Source organism: Rossellomorea sp. QJM3NY_18, assembly GCF_056173145.1.
On the sequence record NZ_CM149659.1, the window covers coordinates 1720567 to 1738180 of the forward strand.

General features: G+C 41.7%; 20 protein-coding genes and 1 other annotated feature. All 20 genes read left to right on the top strand.

What is annotated here, in order from left to right; all coding sequences use genetic code 11:
- The 20 genes from AC0VXY_RS08845 to AC0VXY_RS08940 all read left to right on the top strand — a co-directional run bounded on the left by AC0VXY_RS08845 (nt 1) and on the right by AC0VXY_RS08940 (nt 17284).
- A complete protein-coding gene (locus AC0VXY_RS08845) occupies nt 1-423 on the top strand; it encodes a hypothetical protein (RefSeq protein ID WP_475527560.1) in 423 nt (140 codons plus the stop codon).
- Between the two features lie 2 nt (nt 424-425).
- Nucleotides 426-1400 carry a phospho-N-acetylmuramoyl-pentapeptide-transferase gene (gene mraY / locus AC0VXY_RS08850; protein WP_435991475.1) on the top strand — a complete coding sequence of 325 codons (975 nt, stop codon included), beginning with the start codon at nt 426-428 and terminating at the stop codon, nt 1398-1400.
- Nucleotides 1401-2750 carry a UDP-N-acetylmuramoyl-L-alanine--D-glutamate ligase gene (gene murD / locus AC0VXY_RS08855; protein WP_435991473.1) on the top strand — a complete coding sequence of 450 codons (1350 nt, stop codon included), beginning with the start codon at nt 1401-1403 and terminating at the stop codon, nt 2748-2750.
- A gap of 113 nt (nt 2751-2863) precedes the next feature.
- Nucleotides 2864-3964, top strand: coding sequence for a stage V sporulation protein E (spoVE, locus tag AC0VXY_RS08860; RefSeq protein WP_258263189.1), 1101 nt, complete (start codon nt 2864-2866; stop codon nt 3962-3964).
- Nucleotides 3965-4594: 630 nt separating this feature from the next.
- On the top strand, nt 4595-5380 hold the full coding sequence (locus tag AC0VXY_RS08865; protein ID WP_435991470.1) for a cell division protein FtsQ/DivIB: 786 nt from the start codon (nt 4595-4597) through the stop codon (nt 5378-5380).
- Nucleotides 5355-6065: a DUF881 domain-containing protein gene (locus AC0VXY_RS08870; RefSeq protein WP_336199126.1), complete on the top strand. Its 711-nt coding sequence runs from the start codon at nt 5355-5357 to the stop codon at nt 6063-6065. Before AC0VXY_RS08865 ends, AC0VXY_RS08870 begins: the two co-directional genes overlap by 26 nt.
- A gap of 63 nt (nt 6066-6128) precedes the next feature.
- On the top strand, nt 6129-6857 hold the full coding sequence (locus tag AC0VXY_RS08875) for a DUF881 domain-containing protein (RefSeq protein ID WP_034755843.1): 729 nt from the start codon (nt 6129-6131) through the stop codon (nt 6855-6857).
- Between the two features lies 1 nt (nt 6858).
- Nucleotides 6859-7221: a small basic family protein gene (locus tag AC0VXY_RS08880; RefSeq protein WP_034755840.1), complete on the top strand. Its 363-nt coding sequence runs from the start codon at nt 6859-6861 to the stop codon at nt 7219-7221.
- A 115-nt stretch (nt 7222-7336) separates the two neighbouring features.
- Nucleotides 7337-8635, top strand: a complete 1299-nt coding sequence (ftsA, locus tag AC0VXY_RS08885) for a cell division protein FtsA (protein ID WP_061809829.1) — start codon at nt 7337-7339, stop codon at nt 8633-8635.
- Nucleotides 8636-8676: 41 nt separating this feature from the next.
- Nucleotides 8677-9840: a cell division protein FtsZ gene (gene ftsZ, locus AC0VXY_RS08890; protein ID WP_435991465.1), complete on the top strand. Its 1164-nt coding sequence runs from the start codon at nt 8677-8679 to the stop codon at nt 9838-9840.
- Nucleotides 9841-10125: 285 nt separating this feature from the next.
- Complete coding sequence (gene spoIIGA, locus AC0VXY_RS08895) at nt 10126-11052, top strand: sigma-E processing peptidase SpoIIGA (protein WP_475527562.1); 927 nt, start codon at nt 10126-10128, stop codon at nt 11050-11052.
- A gap of 53 nt (nt 11053-11105) precedes the next feature.
- Nucleotides 11106-11825, top strand: coding sequence for an RNA polymerase sporulation sigma factor SigE (gene sigE, locus AC0VXY_RS08900; protein WP_079531515.1), 720 nt, complete (start codon nt 11106-11108; stop codon nt 11823-11825).
- 128 nt (nt 11826-11953) lie between these two features.
- Nucleotides 11954-12802, top strand: coding sequence for an RNA polymerase sporulation sigma factor SigG (sigG, locus tag AC0VXY_RS08905; RefSeq protein WP_435991461.1), 849 nt, complete (start codon nt 11954-11956; stop codon nt 12800-12802).
- 440 nt (nt 12803-13242) lie between these two features.
- Complete coding sequence (locus tag AC0VXY_RS08910) at nt 13243-13530, top strand: YlmC/YmxH family sporulation protein (RefSeq protein ID WP_060669862.1); 288 nt, start codon at nt 13243-13245, stop codon at nt 13528-13530.
- 51 nt (nt 13531-13581) lie between these two features.
- Entirely contained in the window at nt 13582-14403 is an 822-nt protein-coding gene (gene pgeF, locus AC0VXY_RS08915; protein WP_475527563.1) for a peptidoglycan editing factor PgeF, read from the top strand.
- Nucleotide 14404: 1 nt separating this feature from the next.
- Nucleotides 14405-15079 carry a YggS family pyridoxal phosphate-dependent enzyme gene (locus AC0VXY_RS08920; RefSeq protein WP_475527564.1) on the top strand — a complete coding sequence of 225 codons (675 nt, stop codon included), beginning with the start codon at nt 14405-14407 and terminating at the stop codon, nt 15077-15079.
- A 16-nt stretch (nt 15080-15095) separates the two neighbouring features.
- Nucleotides 15096-15539: a cell division protein SepF gene (locus AC0VXY_RS08925; RefSeq protein WP_060669857.1), complete on the top strand. Its 444-nt coding sequence runs from the start codon at nt 15096-15098 to the stop codon at nt 15537-15539.
- 8 nt (nt 15540-15547) lie between these two features.
- Nucleotides 15548-15811 (top strand): YggT family protein, encoded by a 264-nt coding sequence (locus AC0VXY_RS08930; protein WP_435991454.1) that lies wholly within the window; start codon nt 15548-15550, stop codon nt 15809-15811.
- 97 nt (nt 15812-15908) lie between these two features.
- Nucleotides 15909-16679 (top strand): YlmH family RNA-binding protein, encoded by a 771-nt coding sequence (locus AC0VXY_RS08935; protein WP_435991452.1) that lies wholly within the window; start codon nt 15909-15911, stop codon nt 16677-16679.
- 89 nt (nt 16680-16768) lie between these two features.
- On the top strand, nt 16769-17284 hold the full coding sequence (locus AC0VXY_RS08940) for a DivIVA domain-containing protein (RefSeq protein WP_034755815.1): 516 nt from the start codon (nt 16769-16771) through the stop codon (nt 17282-17284).
- 48 nt (nt 17285-17332) lie between these two features.
- Nucleotides 17333-17566: a binding site (T-box leader), on the top strand.
- Nucleotides 17567-17614: the final 48 nt, after the last annotated feature.

Consider the following 17614-nt stretch of genomic DNA (forward strand, 5'->3'; position numbering starts at 1 on the left):
ATGTTGCTTTATGATGAAGTAAAGAAGTTGTTTCCGGAAACCAAAGGAATCCATTTGCCTGGCTTACCCTTTTTAGTAGTTTCAAATTCAACTAGGATGGGAATGGAGAAGGGACTATATATACCTGTGGGTGGTGAAGTGAACCTTTTTAGGAGTATCGAAAAAGGAGCGGTTGCTTCCCTTTGGCCCAAGGGTGAAGAAATCCCATCATTTGTCCCCAATCACTTTCCGTTATTTATAGTTGAAGATGTATACAAGGCTTATTTAAACTTACAAGAGAGTTACAAACAAAATTACAATCAAGAAAAGTGGGAAATTATGACGAAGTTTATTTTTAGCAATGAATCTGAACGAAATCAAACAAATGATATGTCTATGAACGGATCTATACAGGATCCAACAGACGGAATGGGAGGGGAATGACGATGATGGAACAAGTGATCTTTTTTACCATTATAATGGCGTTTCTCATTACCGTATTGCTTGCCCCCTTGTTTATCCCTTTCCTCAGAAGATTGAAGTTTGGACAAAGCATCCGGGATGAAGGTCCAGAGTCGCATCAAAAAAAGACCGGTACACCTACGATGGGTGGAATCGTGTTCTTAGTATCCATTGTCATCACCACATTTGTTATGACAGGTAAATATTCAGAACCCGGTCCTGAAACGTATTTAATGATCCTGGTGACTGTCGGATTTGGTTTATTGGGTTTCCTGGATGACTTTATTAAAGTCGTTATGAAAAGGAATTTAGGTTTGACCTCCAAGCAGAAGCTGCTGGGACAGATTGTCATATCGGTGATCTTTTATCTTATCTTTAAACAGAACGACTTTCCGACCACGGTTTCGATACCATTAACCGATGTTTCGTTTGAATTAGGCTGGTTTTATTGCTTGTTCATTATCTTTTGGCTTGTTGGATTTTCAAACGCCGTCAATTTGACGGATGGTCTGGACGGTTTGGTGTCCGGAACAAGTGCCATTGCGTTCGGGGCACTGGCTGTACTTGCGTGGAGCCAATCCCAATATGATGTTGCCATTTTCGGAGTAGCGGTGGTGGGGGCGGTTCTTGGCTTCCTGGTCTTTAATGCCCACCCTGCCAAGGTATTCATGGGTGATACCGGCTCACTTGCACTTGGTGGCGCAATCGCTACGATTGCCATTTTAACCAAGCTTGAAATCATATTAATCCTAATTGGGGGAGTATTCGTCATTGAGACTCTTTCCGTCATCTTACAGGTAGCAAGCTTCAAAACAACCGGAAAGCGTATTTTCAAAATGAGCCCATTGCACCACCATTATGAGCTGGTCGGATGGTCGGAGTGGCGTGTCGTCGTCACTTTTTGGACTGTGGGATTACTTTTTGCCGTTTTAGGAATCTATATTGAGGTGTGGTTATAAGTGAAAAACATTACGAAATTCAAACATAAAAAAGTACTTGTATTAGGACTGGCAAAAAGTGGGGTAAGTGCTGCATCTCTCCTACATAAGTTAGAAGCATTTGTTACGGTCAATGACCAAAAGCCTTTGTCGGAAAATCCCGAAGCCCAGGGTCTCCTTCAGGAAGGGATTAAAGTCATATGCGGAAGTCATCCCATTGAGCTTCTGGATGAAGGTTTTCAATATGTCATAAAGAATCCGGGTATCCCATACCATAACCCATTGATTAAAAAAGCGATGGAGAAGAATATTCCCGTTTTAACGGAAGTCGAGCTCGCTTATTTAATTTCTGAGGCAGAAATGATCGGGATCACGGGAACCAATGGAAAGACAACCACCACGACACTGCTATTCGAAATGTTGAAAGAGGATAATCAAAAGCCTCTGATTGCCGGGAATATCGGAACCGTTGCTTCTGAAGTAGCCCAGGACGCGAAAGAGGATGAAAAGATGGTAGTCGAACTTTCTTCTTTCCAACTGATGGGGACCCAGGACTTCGCTCCGCACATTGCCATTATCACAAATTTATATGATGCACATCTTGATTACCATGGGGACTTGAGCGAATATTGGAAAGCGAAATCCAATATTACAAAAAATCAGACGGAAAAAGACTATTTAATCATTAACGGTGATCAAGAGCATGTTCAGGAAGCGGTATGCTTTACAAAAGCCCAGGTGATTCGCTTTTCAACCGAAAAAGAAATCAAAGACGGTGCCTACATAAAGGATCGTGCGATTTATTTCAAAGACGAAAAAGTGGTTGATTTATCATCCATCGTCCTTCCGGGTGCTCATAACCTTGAAAATATCCTATGTGCCGTTGCTGCCTGTAAAATATATGGAGTTTCAAATGATAGCATCAGAAAGGTATTGAGTACGTTTGGCGGAGTGAAACATCGAACTCAATTCGTTCGGGAAATGAATGGCATTAAATTTTACAATGATTCTAAAGCAACGAACAGCCTGGCGACGAAAAGTGCGCTTAAAGCATTTGAATCCCCTACAATATTACTTGCAGGAGGATTGGATCGTGGAAATGTATTTGATGACCTGATTCCATATCTCGTAAACGTCAAAACATTGATCACCTTTGGAGAAACATCTGAGAAGTTCGTGAAAACAGGGGAAAAGGCAGGGATACAAACGATTATTCCTGTCGATAATGTTGAAAAGGCGGTCCCGGTTGCGTATGAGCATGCACGGGAAGGGGATATCATATTATTGTCCCCTGCATGTGCAAGTTGGGATCAATATCGTACTTTTGAACAACGCGGTGACATTTTTATCGAGGCCGTGCATAAGCTTTAATAAGGGCTTGTCCATATAGAGCATCCATACTTACACAACCAGTCATTCAATCCAGGATCAGTAGTTTTCTATGCTCGAACGGCTCTAAATTTGTCTATTCGAGGTGTTTAGGATTGCCTTTAAAAAAATCGACTCCCGATTTTATACTCATTGTGGTTACACTCACTTTGCTTGCGATTGGACTGGTCATGGTATACAGTGCGAGTGCTGTATGGGCAGATTACAAATTCGATGACTCCTTTTTCTTTGCAAAAAGGCAGGTGCTCTTTGCGGGTGTAGGACTATTCGCGATGTTTTTCATCATGAACGTAGAGTACTGGACATGGAGAAATTGGTCAAAGATCATCATCATCATTTGCTTCGTCCTCCTTGTGCTCGTTCTCATTCCCGGGATAGGGGTGCTCCGGAATGGTTCGAGGAGCTGGATAGGTGTAGGAGCCTTTTCAATTCAGCCTTCGGAGTTTATGAAACTCGCGATGATCGCCTTTCTATCAAAGTATTTATCTGAGAACCAAAAGTATATTACTTCTTTTAGAAAAGGAGTCCTTCCGGCACTTTTACTTGTGTTTACAGCTTTTGGAATGATCATGCTCCAGCCGGACTTAGGAACGGGTACCGTCATGGTGGGGACTTCTGTTGTGATGATCTTTATATCAGGGGCTCGGATTAAACATTTTGTAGGGCTAGGCATGATTGGTCTGTTGGGATTTGTAGGACTCGTCATTTCTGCACCATACCGGATTAAACGGATTACATCCTTTTTAGATCCCTGGCAGGATCCGCTCAATAGCGGTTTCCAAATTATTCAGTCCCTGTATGCCATCGGGCCGGGGGGATTATTTGGATTGGGTCTGGGACAAAGCAGACAGAAGTTCTTTTATTTGCCGGAACCTCAAAACGACTTTATATTTGCTATTTTAGCAGAGGAACTTGGATTTATTGGGGGTACCCTGGTATTGATCCTGTTTTCATTGATCTTGTGGAGAGGGATCAGGATCGCATTGGGAGCACCTGATTTATTTGGAAGCTTCCTTGCTTTAGGGATCGTTTCCATGATTGCCATCCAGGTGATGATCAATGTAGGGGTAGTGACGGGGTTGATGCCCGTGACCGGGATTACACTTCCATTCTTGAGCTACGGGGGATCTTCTTTGACCCTAATGCTAATGGCTGTAGGGGTCCTGTTGAATATAAGCCGCTATTCAAGAAATTGATGCTTCATAAAAAGAGATTGACACAAGAAAAATGGCAGAAGAGGCGAATGATGAATCAAGACCTCACCGCGCCTTCCCATTTTTCTCAGTCGGTCTCTTTTTTTATTTGCAATGAAACGAAGAAAATCCTTCCGTTGAATGAAATAACAATAGGATAATTGTGTTTTCGATGTTACAATAAATTACATATACGTAATTCATTTTTATCATACCTTTTCAAAATAAAGGAGAGTTTGTTACTTTTGTTAACCAAAACTTTTACAATTCAATGACATGCATTCATAATGCTTCATTTGGTGTTTAAAATAAGGTTCAAGAGTGAAATACATAGGATGGTCATTCTTTTGGTAAGTGAATGAAAGTACATATACGAAAAGCGGTATGGACAATCCATCTTAGGGTGGCTGTAGGTCAATTCTTCAAAAATAGGCTATTAACCCTGCATCACTCATTTTTTTTGCCTCCAAAAGGGCATATGGCAGAAAATAACGTTCTGTTCCTCTTTTAACATGTTATTCCTTCGTATAGAATAGAAGGTATCCCAATGTAAAGAGTACTTTCATTATAAGACATGACGAGTTTAACTCACTCATGACATAATGAAATCAAAGTGAAATTGAGGAGAACGCAATGAAAAAAGAAAATGTTGTTTCCATTGAAGATCGTATTCCTAAACTAAAACAACACCGAAAAAAGAAAGCAAACCGCAGGCTTCTGTTTTTACTTTCTTTATTCTTTCTGATGATATTGTCGGTTGTATACTTTCAATCGCCCTTGAGTCATGTAAACACAGTGTCCGTTCATGGGAATGAACTTATATCAAATAAGACGGTTCTTCAAAAAAGTGGAATTGACAAAGGTATGAATGTATGGAGTGTAAGCAAAGCGGAAACGGTCGAGCAATTAAAGAAGCTTCCAGAAGTAAAGGATGCGAAAGTGGAATTATCCTTTCCGAATTCATTCGAAATAACCGTTCAAGAATATGATAAAAAAGCGTATCTCTCAAAGGGGAATAAATTTTTTGTCATTTTGGAAAATGGGAAGGTCCTGGATAAAGGGACCGGATCAATTCCTGTGGATGCACCTTTATTGAGGGGATTCGAAGAGGATAAGGTCCTGGCCAAAATGGTGAACGAATTAGGGGAACTTCCGAAAGAAGTGCAGCATCTCATCTCGGAGATCAACCTCGTTCCCAAGAAAACAGACCAATATCACTTGACTCTATTTATGAATGATGGGTTCGAAGTGAGTGCGACCATCCGTAGCTTCTCAGAAAAGATGGTGCATTATCCTTCGATCGTCAGCCAATTAGATCCTGCAGTAAAAGGGGTCATTGACTTAGAGGTAGGTTCTTATTTCAGAGCATACGAAACGGAAGGTGAACAAACGAATGAAGAGGATGAAGGTGAGAGGTAAGCACGTGGTCCTCTCTCTTGTATGTCTGGTTTTGGGTTTCATCCTTGCTTTTTCATTCAGTCTGGCAAACACAGAACAAAAAGAGCTCGGGAGCCGGACAAATGGTCAATGGAAACAGGAAGAAACATTAAGAGATCAAATCCTCGAGTACCAGCAGAAGAATAATCGTCTGCAGGAAAAACTTTATGAGAAACAGGAGAAGGTCGGCAATATGGAGAAGGAATTCTCCAAAGAGAAGCAAATTTATTTCAACCTGGCAGAGGATGCTGAGAAGTACCGTATGTACTTAGGTAAAACGAAAGTGAAGGGGCCGGGGGTAACGGTCACCTTGTCCGATGCGAAATATGACCCGGAGGAAGAAAACGCAAATAATTATATTGTCCATGAACACCATGTCTTTAAGGTGATTAATGAATTATATATAGCGGGTGCCTCTGCGGTTGCCATCAACGGACAAAGACTTAAGCATGATTCATACATACTGTGTAACGGTCCGGTCATCCAGATTGATGGCATCGAGTACCCTGCCCCGTTCAAAATTACGGCAATCGGAGATCCGGAAGTGTTGTCCTCCGCCATGAATATCACAGGCGGAGTGAAGGATCAGTTGGTGAATGAAAATATCATATTTGAGATGAAAAAAGAAAATTCGGTCATCCTCGAACCCACCATTGGCGAATCATGAGCCGGCTCCCATTGAAGTAAACGGTACGGGCGTGGGTCAGGTCCCGAAAGTAAGGTGCAATAAATGGACAACAAACTTAAAATCAGCTTTACCGTCATAACGGTCATCATCGGGTTTATGATTGCCATTCAGTTCCAGACTGTCAAAGAGCCAGTTGTCCGGGATACCAGAGATATCTGGGAACTGAGGGAAGCGCTTCTGAAAGAAAAGGAAGTCAACTCTAACCTTTTATCAGAAACTCGTTCTGTAGAAGCGAAGTTGGAACAGTATAAGACCGAACAGCAATCAAGCCCAGAGCAGGCATTAAAGCAAACGTTAGAGGAATTGAAGACTGAAATGGGGCTGACAGAAAAAACGGGTCCGGGTCTTATCCTGACGATCGAGCCTTCAATGGAGGAAATCCTCCTGGGTGAAAAAGTTCAAAATGTCTCCCCGGAACTTTTGGAGAGGCTTGTAAATGAACTCAATCAGTATGATGCAGTCGATATCGCGATTGACGGCCATCGACTAATCAATACCTCAGTTATCCGGGATATTAATGGAGAAACGAAGGTGGACGGTAATTCAATTAAAAAAATACCGTTTGAAGTGAGGGTGTTGACCAAGGATGTAAATGCAGCCAAGGACCTGTATAACCGCATGCAGGTTTCAAGATCAGTTGAAGACTTCTTTATTGATAATCTACGGGTCAGCATTTCAAAGCCTTTAGAAAAGCTCACGGTTCCAGAATATAAAGATACAATCCGGATCCGTTTTATGGAACCGGTTAAGGAAAGAGGAGGGAACGAATAATATGTGGCTTCCCGTTTTAGGGTTGCTAGTAGGGGTCGTCCTCGGGCTTCTGACAGATATTAGAATTCCAGAAGAGTATTCAAATTATTTATCGATTGCGGTTCTCGCAGCATTGGATACATTATTTGGCGGTATTCGTGCCCACCTCCAAAATATTTATGATGACAAGGTCTTTGTTTCTGGATTCTTTTTTAATATTTTACTAGCAGCAAGTTTAGCTTTTCTGGGCGTACATCTTGGTGTAGACTTATATTTGGCGGCTGTTTTTGCTTTTGGGGTAAGATTATTCCAAAACATTGCAGTGATTAGAAGAATAATGATTAGCAATTGGTCAAATAATCAAGAAAAAAGAGAAAAAAATTAGAATTTTAAAAGGGAATCGTTTTTGTTACGACGAATATCATATTAAGATATACTTAGAATAATATTTTTCTAGGATTGTTGTTCCAAATAAACATTCTTTAAGGAGGTGCCATAGAGTGAACAGCAATGAAATTTACGTTAGCCTAGACATCGGTACATCCACAGTGAAAGTAATCATTGGTGAAATGACAAATGATTCCTTAAACATAATCGGTGTAGGAAATGTGAACTCAGAAGGAATCAGAAAAGGTTCCATCGTAGATATAGACGAAACTGTTCATACAATCAAGAAGGCAGTTGAACAAGCTGAAAGGATGGTCGGTTTATCTATAAGCCAGGTCATCGTAGGTATAACAGGTAACCATGTGTCACTTCAATCCTGTCATGGTGTGGTGGCAGTCTCGAGTGATAACAGGGAGATCGGCGATGAAGACGTTCTAAGAGTGATGGATGCAGCACAGGTTGTATCGATTCCTCCAGAAAGGGAAATCATCAATGTAATCCCAAGACAGTTCATCGTTGATGGATTGGATGAGATTACAGATCCCCGGGGTATGATCGGTGTTCGACTTGAAATGGAAGGCACCATCATTACGGGATCTAAGACGATTTTACATAATACTCTCCGTTGTGTAGAAAAAGCCGGCCTTGAAATTGTCGATATCGTCCTTCAGCCCTTAGCCGCAGGTACGGTTGCTTTATCAAAGGATGAAAAGAACCTTGGAGCTGCCTTGATCGATATAGGTGGCGGTTCTACGACGATAGCCGTTTTCGAACAGGGACACCTTAAGGCAACAACCGTGCTACCCGTTGGCGGGGAGCATATCACGAAGGATTTGTCGATCGGATTACGGACATCAACGGACGACGCAGAGAAAATCAAAACAAAATATGGACATGCATTCTATGACCATGCGTCTGAAGATGAAGTGTTCAGCGTGCCAATTATTGGCAGTGATCAACATCAGCAATTTAATCAATTAGAAATTTCTGATATCATAGAAGCAAGGCTTGAAGAGATTCTTGACCTCATCAGCCATGAACTGAAACGATTGGGAATCAGGGACCTGCCAGGTGGATATGTTCTAACTGGTGGTGTAGCAAATCTTCCAGGTGTGTTAGAATTAGCACAAATCGTTTTCCAAAATCGTGTACGTGTGGCAATTCCTGATTATATTGGTGTACGGGAACCACAGTATACAACAGCAGTTGGATTGATTAAATACGCTCAAAAGAATGCTAGATTGCAAGGAAGATCTGTAAGCGCGGAACCAGTGCCTGTAGAGGCTGCTGAGAAGCGTCAATCAAAACCTGTGAATAAAAAGCCGAAGCCTGCAAAGGTAAAAGAAGAAGAACATGAAGATGAAAAGGCCATGTCAAAAGTGAAAAAGTTCTTTGGATACTTCTTTGAATAAATAAAGGAATCCATAGATTCGACGAGTTAGGAGGATTTGTCATGTTGGAGTTTGATACAAATTTAGATTCATTAGCGACAATAAAAGTTATTGGTGTCGGTGGCGGAGGAAACAACGCCGTAAACCGCATGATCGAGCACGGCGTACAAGGTGTTGAATTTATCGCAGTCAACACGGATGCACAGGCTTTGAATCTATCAAAAGCTGAGATAAAGATGCAAATCGGTGGCAAATTAACCAGGGGATTAGGAGCAGGTGCGAATCCTGAAGTAGGTAAAAAAGCCGCTGAAGAGAGTAAAGAACAGATTGAAGAGGCACTTAGAGGAGCAGATATGGTCTTTGTCACTGCCGGAATGGGTGGAGGAACCGGTACTGGTGCAGCTCCGGTCATTGCTCAAATTGCCCGCGAAATCGGCGCATTGACGGTAGGTGTCGTGACGCGCCCGTTTACATTTGAAGGCAGAAAGCGTTCAAATCAGGCAAGCGGTGGCATCGCAGCTATGAAAGAAGGCGTGGACACCCTTATTGTCATTCCAAACGATCGCCTTCTGGAAATCGTAGATAAGAGTACTCCGATGCTTGAAGCTTTCCGTGAAGCCGATAATGTCCTGCGTCAAGGTGTACAAGGTATATCGGATCTTATCGCTACACCTGGTCTGATCAACCTGGACTTTGCAGATGTTAAGACGATCATGTCTAACAAAGGTTCAGCCCTAATGGGCATCGGTGCAGCATCTGGAGAGAACCGTGCAACTGAAGCAGCGAAAAAGGCAGTTTCAAGTCCTTTGCTTGAGACATCCATCGATGGAGCTCAGGGCGTCCTGATGAACATCACTGGTGGGACTTCATTAAGCCTTTACGAAGTTCAGGAAGCTGCTGATATTGTAGCTTCTGCATCAGATCAAGAAGTAAATATGATCTTCGGTTCTGTCATCAACGAAGAATTAAAAGATGATATCGTCGTTACCGTCATTGCAACCGGGTTCAATGAAGAGGTCATTCAACCTCCGAAACAGACCCGACCAACGTTCGGTGGGATGAAACCAAATCCAAGTACCAACCCAAGCCAATCGGTGAAACGGGAACAGCCTAAACGTGAAGAGCAGCCTCAACAGCAAGAGCCTGTGAGAACATCTTCAAATCAAGGTGCGGAAGAAACTTTGGACATTCCAACCTTCCTTCGCAATAGAAACCGTCGTCGTTAATAATGGAATAAAAATGAGAATCCCCCAAGGCTTCATGCCTTGGGGGATTCTTATTTTTATAGGATTTTCTTTTCCCTGGACTAAAAATGCATTCCGAAAAACTATATTTTGGTGGTGTTTATGGCATCCATATTTAATGACATTTTTCGTTCATATCTCCGAAAACTTTTCCGTGGGAGCATACAAAAAATGACAACCTTTAAAAAGGATGTACGATATACTTCTCATAAGTCATTCCGGTCTTTAACGGAATCGAATTGTGAGGTGTTAAAAGGAGGGGAGAGATTGACTTTATATTTGGATGTCATTTGGTTGTTAAATCTGTTAGTAGACTTTTTCTTATTATGGTTAACAGGAATCATTTTAAAGAGACAATACGCCCTCTGGAGAATAGGTATCGGAAGTCTGATAGGCTCTGTCATTATTCTCCTCGCTTTTTCACCATTTGCTTACTTTGCAGGAAACCCCTTAGTCAAGTTATTATTCTCCGTCGTCATGGTGTATTCAGCTTTTGGCTATAGAAGATTGCGCTATTATATATCAAATCTTCTTATGTTTTATTTCGTCACCTTTTTTATGGGTGGAATATTAATTGGGGCTCATTATTTTATCAGCTTCGATCCAAGCAGGGAATCATCCATGCTGCTTGCAAGCATTCGCGGATTTGGTGACCCGATAAGCTGGGTATTTGTGATGCTCGCCCTGCCTCTTGCCTGGTACTTTTCGAAAGGGAGAATGGATAGTATCGAGCATGTGAAGCTCCAATATGATCAGCTCCTGAAAGTCAGCATTCAGATTGGTGATTTCCATTGTACTGTAAGCGGTCTTGTGGACAGTGGGAATCAACTTCAGGATCCCATTTCAAAAAGTCCGGTCATGATTCTATCCATTGCTGAAATCGAGGGTGAGATTCCCGATGAAATGAAGGCACTTTGCCATGATGTGGATGAAATTTTTTCGGGTGGGAAAGAGATCGATACCCGCTGGTCTGACAGAATGCGTATCGTTCCAGCACAATCGGTAGGAAGAAACAGTCAGCTTCTAGCCGCGATAAAGCCTGATTCATTAGTACTCAGTGATCATGAAGCGGAATGGACCATACCAAATGGGTTAGTCGCCTTTAGAGAAGAACCCTTATCGGCAGATGGGAGTTTCGGGGCGATCGTCCATCCGAAAATGGCTTCAAGAAAACCGGTGCTTAACGTTTCGTGAATCAATTATTACTACTATACTCACAATTTAAAGAAATAGAAGGGGGAGCAACAATGAAAAAATTCAAATTCAAATTTTTGTATTATTGGTACAAACTGTTAATCAAGCTGGGTCTGAAGACAGATGAAATTTACTACATAGGTGGTAGTGAAGCCCTCCCTCCACCGTTGACAAAGGAAGAGGAAGAAGTCCTGCTCAACAAATTGCCTAAAGGTGACAAGGCAGCACGATCCTTATTGATAGAACGTAATTTACGACTGGTAGTATATATAGCCCGGAAGTTTGAAAACACAGGCATCAATATAGAAGATTTGATCAGTATCGGCACCATCGGCCTTATTAAAGCAGTCAATACCTTCAATCCCGAGAAAAAAATCAAGTTGGCGACCTATGCTTCAAGGTGTATAGAGAACGAAATTCTTATGTACTTAAGAAGAAACAACAAAATTCGCTCGGAAGTCTCATTTGACGAACCCCTTAATATCGATTGGGATGGAAATGAATTGCTGTTATCGGATGTTCTCGGGACGGATGAAGACATCATTACAAAAGATCTTGAGGCAACAGTGGATAAAAAATTACTCTTTAATGCCCTTCATCAGCTAACTGACCGTGAGAAACAAATTATGGAGCTTCGCTTTGGATTGATGGGGGAAGAGGAAAAAACCCAGAAAGACGTAGCTGATATGCTTGGGATTTCACAGTCCTATATTTCCCGATTGGAAAAAAGGATTATCAAACGATTGAAGAAGGAATTCAATAAAATGGTATGACATTAAAAAGCTGACTTTTTCAATTGAAAAGGTCAGCTTTTTAATGTGGCCAGGAATTAAAAAAAATTTTAGCTTTTTGAATCAGGTATTGTAAGGGATTTGGACCTTTCCCGCCCCTCTATGTCAGAATGAAATGCATATTTTTCCTCTTCAAGGAAATACTGAATTTTGTACAGCAGCTCCTACAAGGAGGGGAAAGAATGACACGTAATAAAGTCGAGATTTGTGGTGTGGATACGTCCAAATTGCCAGTGCTCAAAAATGATGAAATGAGAATTTTATTCAAGGAAATGCAAGCGGGTGATATCACCGCGAGAGAAAAACTGGTCAACGGAAATTTACGCCTCGTCTTAAGTGTAATTCAACGCTTTAATAACCGTGGTGAGTATGTTGATGATTTATTTCAAGTAGGGTGTATCGGATTAATGAAATCCATCGATAATTTTGATTTGGGTCAAAACGTTCGATTCTCTACATACGCGGTTCCGATGATCATTGGGGAAATCCGTCGATATTTGAGAGACAATAACCCGATAAGGGTGTCCCGTTCACTACGGGATATTGCGTACAAAGCTCTGCAAGTAAGGGAGAAATTAATGGGGGAGACATCCAAGGAGCCGACTGCAGAAGAAATTGCCAAAGTTCTTGATGTATCTCACGAAGAAATCGTATTTGCACTGGATGCCATACAAGATCCCGTTTCGCTGTTTGAACCCATCTATAATGATGGAGGAGACCCAATATTCGTTATGGATCAACTGAGCGACGAAAAGAACCGCGATTTCCACTGGATCGAAGAAATTGCCCTTCAAGAAGGAATGAGACGATTGAATGATCGTGAGAAACTCATTATCAGCAAACGCTTCTTTCAAGGAAAAACCCAAATGGAAGTCGCAGAAGAAATCGGAATCTCCCAAGCACAAGTATCACGACTAGAAAAAGCAGCAATCAAACAAATGAACAAAAATATTCAATAAGAAACGAAAAGCGGAGGCGGCTCGATCAGCCCCGACAAGCACAACAGGAAAATCCCAAAAGGCGCCCTTTGCCTTATGGGATTTTTCAGTTGTGACCTCGAGGGGCTAGCCGCCGCAGCTGGACAAACGAAAAGCGGAAGGGCTTTGCCCAGAGGCGACAAGCATAAGGCGAACCATCCGGAAAGGCGTACTTTGCCTTTTTGGATGGTTTGACTTATGACCTCGAGCCTCTAAGCCCTGTAGCTGGACAGAGAAAAGTGGAGGCGGCTCGTTCAGCCCCGACAAGCATAGAAAAAAGGCAGATTTCCCTCGGGAAGGTCTGCCTTTTTTCTATGCTGCATACAATGATAATATCCACTTTTAAAAGGTAAAGAGTATGCCTATATGCATTTAAAATGATGAACCGATCAGAAATCAACATGAAAAGAGGGTGAAGAAGTATGGTGCGAATATCAGAATTCCAGGTGAAGGATGTTGTCAGTATTTCAGACGGGCGGAAATTGGGGAATATCGGTGACATTGAGATCAATCTGGATACTGGAAGAATCGAGGCAATTGTGATCGGGAGCGGAGGGAAAATATTAGGTTTTTTTGGCAAGGAAGAAGATATCGTGATCCCATGGAGCAGTATCGTAAAGATAGGGGAAGACGTGATTCTGGTCAGATATAAAGACAACCATTACATTCAAGGACAGCTTCAGGAACCGAAACAATCCCCCGACACATGACGAATCTCAATGGACTATGGTACACTAAATAAAAAACGAGGGAGATTCACCGTGTCGAAAGAGCCTTTTATAACAGAGACAAACTCATATTACTCCATTGGAAAATGGACGAAAGAAAACCCGGAACTGGTCGCGGGCATAACCACAAATCGTGGCGGAATAAGTGAAGGACCTTTTCATTCATTCAATATGGGCCTTCATGTAGGAGATAAGGAAGCATCAGTCATTCATAACCGCAAACTTTTGGCATCCAGCCTGAATATGCCTTTTGACAGCTTTGTGGCTGCTGAACAGACACATGGGAAGAATATCTCTTTTGTGAACTCTGAAGACAGAGGGAAAGGTGCAGAGAACTATCATAACAGCATTAAAGATACCGACGGATTCTTGACAGGGGAAAGGAACCTCCTGTTAACGATGTGTTATGCAGATTGTGTCCCTCTTTATTTCCTCGACAGGGCGACTGGCACAATCGGTCTGGCACATGCCGGATGGAAGGGGACGGTCCTTGAAATAGGGCCGAAAATGGTCGGTAAGTTTGTCGGGAGAAGTTCCTCCATATCTTCATTAGAAGTGGTTATAGGACCTTCCATATGTAAAGATTGCTATATTGTGGATGATTATGTGATTGATAAAGTGAAAAAAACACTAGAAGATGAAAACAACTTACCCTATAATTTAAAGGAAGAGGGACAGTACAATCTTGATCTGAAGAAGTTAAATCAACAGCTCTTGATTCAGTCCGGCTTACACTCTGATCAAATTCATACTTCCAGTTTTTGTTCGTCCTGTCACGATGAATTTTTCTCTTATAGAAGAGATGGTGGAGAAACGGGAAGAATAATGAGTTTTATTGGCTGGAAGGAGAAATAAGATGAAGGTATCTGAAAATATCCAACACATCAATGAAAACATCCAACGTGCCTGTGAACGCAGTGGAAGAAGGACAGAAGACGTAAATGTTGTCGCGGTCACGAAATACGTATCCATCGACCGCGCGGAAGAGGCAGTTGAAGCAGGACTTTTTCACTTAGGGGAAAACCGGGATGAGGGGCTTATCTCCAAGTGGGATGTTTTACGGGACAAGGCCCGATGGCATTTCATTGGTTCCCTGCAATCAAGAAAGGTTAAAAACATCATTGATAAAGTATCATACATACACTCCCTGGATCGTCTGTCATTAGCGAAAGAAATTCATAAAAGAGCGGATGAGCCTGTGTCTTGTTTCGTTCAAGTGAATGTTTCCGGAGAAGGATCCAAACATGGAATTTCTCCTGATGAAGTGAAGGAATTTGTCGGCAGTTTAAAAGACTTATCCAATATTAAAGTCGTAGGATTGATGACGATGGCACCCCATACGGATGATGAAGCTTTCTTAAGGACTTGTTTCAGGCAGCTGAAAACCATTCAGGAAGAAACCCGTTCACTTAATCTTCCATATGCCCCATGTACGGAATTATCCATGGGAATGAGCAACGATTATGTGATAGCAATTGAAGAGGGTGCCACATTTATTCGTATTGGAACTGCATTAGTTGGAAATGACTGAGAGGGGATGAATACAAATGGGTATTAAGTCAAAGTTTAAAACGTTCTTTTTGCTGGACGAAGATGAATACGAATACGAAGAAGAGAAGTATGAAGAAGAATACGAGGAGAAAAAGCCCATGAAGTCACAGCTTTCAAATTCAAAACAAAATGTTGTGAGCCTTCAGAGTGTCCAGAAATCTTCTAAGATGATTCTTGTAGAACCTAGAGTATATGCAGAGGCTCAGGAAATTGCAGACCATCTAAAGAATCGGCGCTCAGTCCTTGTAAACCTGCAGAGGATACAACATGATCAGGCGAAGCGTATTGTCGACTTTCTCAGCGGGACGGTGTATGCAATCGGTGGCGACATTCAACGTGTAGGCGATAATATTTTTCTGTGCACACCTGACAATGTTGAAGTGAGCGGAAATATTTCTGAGTTCTTAAAAGAGGAAGATTTATCAGACTCGAGGTGGTAATGTAAATTATGGTAATGCTTTATGAAATTTTGTCTAAACTAATTCAAATATACTCCTGGGCGTTAATCATTTATATTTTAATGTCCTGGTTCCCGAATGCCAAAGAGACGTCGATCGGACAGTTCCTTGCAAGGATATGCGAACCGTATTTAGAACCATTCAGACGTTTTGTCCCATCGATCGGAATGATTGATATTTCACCGATTGTGGCATTCATTGTGCTGAATCTGGCCCAATCCGGGTTGTACCAAATATTTAGATGGCTTATTTAATCGGTACTATGATAAGGATAGATGCCTAAAAAGGACTGAAACCGGTCAAACAGTTTCGGTCCTTTTATTTTGGGTAAACCACATAGGGGGTGAAAGTATGTCTTCGATCTATCAACATTTCAGGCCGGATGAAAAGGAGTTCGTAGATGCTGTACTTGAGTGGAAGCAGACAGTGGAAGATCAATATACAGCGAAAAGAACGGACTTTTTGGACCCGAGACAGCAGCATATTGTCGAGTCTATCATTGGTCATAACGATGAAATCATCCTATCTTTTTATCCTGAAAACTCGGAAAGGAAACGAGCTTTATTGTATCCCCCTTATTTTCAGCCAGGGGAAGAAGATTTTGGAATAAGGTTATTTGAAATACAGTATGCTTCGAAGTTTGTTACAATAGAACATAGACAGGTATTAGGGACCTTGATGTCACTTGGGTTGAAAAGGGATAAGTTCGGGGATATCCTGACCGGGGAGGATACCATTCAGCTGATGCTTGCAGATGAAATTTCGGATTATGTCCTTATGGAACTGACCCAAATAGGGAAAGCAAAGATTTCCTTAAACGACATTCCGCTGGAAGAACGAATGGAAAGGCAGGAAGAATGGCAGGAAAAAATGACGACCGTCAGTTCTTTGAGGCTGGACGTCGTAATTGCAGCTATCTATAATGATTCCCGCCAAAAGGCTCAAACCTTGATCAAAAGCGGGCAAGTCAAAGTAAATTGGAAAGCGGTTGAAAACCCCTCTTTTGAAGTCGAAACTTCCGATGTTCTCTCCGCCAGAGGGTACGGAAGAAGTAAGTTACTGTCCATTGAAGGAAGAACAAAACGGGATAAATGGCGAATCTCTGTGGGAATTCTGAAATAATTTAAGAAAAATAAAGGAATTCTCCCACATACTGTCGAAATTTTAGTTATAATAAATATGTAATTCACCAAGTACTGGAGGTGGCTCCCATGCCTTTAACGCCATTAGACATACATAATAAAGAATTTAGTCGTGGCTTTCGCGGTTATGATGAGGATGAGGTTAACGAATTTTTAGATCAGATTATTAAAGATTACGAAATTCTGATCCGTGAGAAGAAAGAAACAGAAGAACGTTTAAACTCATTGAATGAACGTTTAGGTCATTTTACAAGCATCGAGGAAACGTTAAACAAGTCAATCGTCATTGCTCAAGAAGCAGGGGAAGAAGTCAAGCGGAATGCAATGAAAGAATCAAAGCTGATCATTAAGGAAGCCGAGAAGAATGCCGATCGCATCGTTAATGAATCACTGTCCAAAGCCCGTAAGATTGCCATTGAGATAGAAGAACTCAAGAAACAGTCGAAGGTGTTCCGTACTCGTTTCAAAATGTTGATCGAAGCGCAGCTAGATCTTCTCGATACAAATGACTGGGATCAGTTAATGGAATTTGATTTGGACGCAACGGATTTAAAAACTTTAAAAGAAGAAGAGACATTGTCTTGACGAAAAGAGCAATACTTTCATATAATTGAACAACAATCTTAATTGTATTAATAAGCTAAGACAGGGACAGTACGTACTAATAATGAATCCTTTCTAGCGAGTCGGGGACGGTGTGAGCCCGACAAGGAAAGAAGCGCGGAAGATCACCCTCGAGCCCTGCTCATGAAATTCCTCCCCGAAGAGTAATGAGTGGCGATTTATTCACGTTACGAATCAACAAGTGAAGACTCTTTTCGGTCTTTATGAGGGTGGTACCGCGGGAAAGGCTTTCTCGTCCCTATTCAGGGATGAGAAAGCTTTTTTTATTTTTAAAAAAAGGAAAGTTCACCC

Bases quoted from the DNA above. Each gene is read 5' to 3' on its own strand.
- sigG (WP_435991461.1), top strand. From the start codon at position 11,954: ATGAAATGCATATTTTTCCTCTTCAAGGAAATACTGAATTTTGTACAG.
- AC0VXY_RS08845 (WP_475527560.1), top strand. From the start codon at position 1: ATGTTGCTTTATGATGAAGTAAAGAAGTTGTTTCCGGAAACCAAAGGA.
- mraY (WP_435991475.1), top strand. From the start codon at position 426: ATGATGGAACAAGTGATCTTTTTTACCATTATAATGGCGTTTCTCATT.
- AC0VXY_RS08880 (WP_034755840.1), top strand. From the start codon at position 6,859: ATGTGGCTTCCCGTTTTAGGGTTGCTAGTAGGGGTCGTCCTCGGGCTT.
- AC0VXY_RS08920 (WP_475527564.1), top strand. From the start codon at position 14,405: ATGAAGGTATCTGAAAATATCCAACACATCAATGAAAACATCCAACGT.
- ftsZ (WP_435991465.1), top strand. From the start codon at position 8,677: ATGTTGGAGTTTGATACAAATTTAGATTCATTAGCGACAATAAAAGTT.
- AC0VXY_RS08930 (WP_435991454.1), top strand. From the start codon at position 15,548: ATGGTAATGCTTTATGAAATTTTGTCTAAACTAATTCAAATATACTCC.
- sigE (WP_079531515.1), top strand. From the start codon at position 11,106: ATGAAAAAATTCAAATTCAAATTTTTGTATTATTGGTACAAACTGTTA.
- AC0VXY_RS08910 (WP_060669862.1), top strand. From the start codon at position 13,243: ATGGTGCGAATATCAGAATTCCAGGTGAAGGATGTTGTCAGTATTTCA.
- AC0VXY_RS08875 (WP_034755843.1), top strand. From the start codon at position 6,129: ATGGACAACAAACTTAAAATCAGCTTTACCGTCATAACGGTCATCATC.
- AC0VXY_RS08865 (WP_435991470.1), top strand. From the start codon at position 4,595: ATGAAAAAAGAAAATGTTGTTTCCATTGAAGATCGTATTCCTAAACTA.
- AC0VXY_RS08870 (WP_336199126.1), top strand. From the start codon at position 5,355: ATGAAGAGGATGAAGGTGAGAGGTAAGCACGTGGTCCTCTCTCTTGTA.
- AC0VXY_RS08935 (WP_435991452.1), top strand. From the start codon at position 15,909: ATGTCTTCGATCTATCAACATTTCAGGCCGGATGAAAAGGAGTTCGTA.
- AC0VXY_RS08940 (WP_034755815.1), top strand. From the start codon at position 16,769: ATGCCTTTAACGCCATTAGACATACATAATAAAGAATTTAGTCGTGGC.
- AC0VXY_RS08925 (WP_060669857.1), top strand. From the start codon at position 15,096: ATGGGTATTAAGTCAAAGTTTAAAACGTTCTTTTTGCTGGACGAAGAT.